The following is a 1,015-nucleotide window of genomic DNA, read 5'->3' as shown; positions in this document are numbered from 1 at the left end:
CGTCGTGCCCCGGTTCGCGGACCTGGCCACGGTCGACCTGCTGGAGTCCGTCGCCACCGGGCGGCGCACCGCGCCGGGCGGCCGGGCCCGGTTCGTCGCCGTCGCCGTCGCCCCCGCCGACCCGGACGACGACATGGGCGGCGCCGCGCTGTGGGACGACCTCGACACCGAGGAACCGGCCCCGCTGATGCGGCGCAGCGTCCGGGAGGGCACCCCGGTGATGATCCCCCGCGTGGACTCCGCTGCGCTGCGCCGGATCTCGGGCGACGAACAGGCCGTCGCGGCGCTCCGCAAGGCGGGCGTGCGCAGCTACCTGGTGGCGCCCCTGGTCGCGCGGGGCACGGTGCTCGGCGTGCTCAGCCTGTACCGCACGGGCACCGCCCGCCCCTTCGACAGCCGTGACCTGCAGATGGTGTGCGAGATCGTCGGGCGGGCCGCCATCAGTGTGGACAACGCGCTGCTGTACGGCCGCGAGCGGGACACCGCGCTGACCCTCCAGCGCAGCCTGCTCCCGCAGACCCCGCCCGACCAGCCGGAGGGGCTGGAGATCGCGGTCGGCTACCGTCCCGCGGGCAGCGGCACCGAGGTCGGCGGCGACTGGTACGACGTACTGCCGCTCAGTGACGGCAAGGTGGGCCTCGTGGTCGGCGACGTGATGGGCAGCGGTGTCCGGGCCGCCGCCATCATGGGCCAACTGCGCACGACCACGAGGGCGTTGGCCCGGCTCGACCTGCCGCCCGCCGAACTGCTCGGCCACCTGGACGAGACCGCGGCCACCCTCAGCGAGTCCTTCGCCACATGCGTCTACGCGGTCTGCGACCCCAGGCGCGGCACCTGCACCTTCTCCAGCGCGGGCCACCTCCCGCCGGTCCTCGTCCACCCGGACCACGAGGCCACGCTCCTCACCGTCCCGACCGCCGCCCCCCTGGGCGTCGGCGGAGTGCCCTTCGGCACGCTGGAGGTCAAACTCCCCGAGGGCTCACTGCTCGCCCTCTACACCGACGGCCTGGTGGAG

1 protein-coding gene is annotated in these 1,015 nt (G+C 74.9%); it reads left to right on the top strand.

Annotated features, from left to right (window positions below; translation table 11 throughout):
• The coding region (locus GT030_RS34110; RefSeq protein WP_161204374.1) for a GAF domain-containing SpoIIE family protein phosphatase at positions 1-1,015 on the top strand (1,015 nt) is incomplete at both ends.

It is taken from the genome of Streptomyces sp. SID1328 (assembly GCF_009865595.1).
Taxonomy (GTDB): Bacteria; Actinomycetota; Actinomycetes; order Streptomycetales; family Streptomycetaceae; genus Streptomyces; species Streptomyces griseoluteus.
Note: the sequence above shows the minus strand (reverse complement) of the source record. Positions and strands in the feature narration are given on the sequence as shown.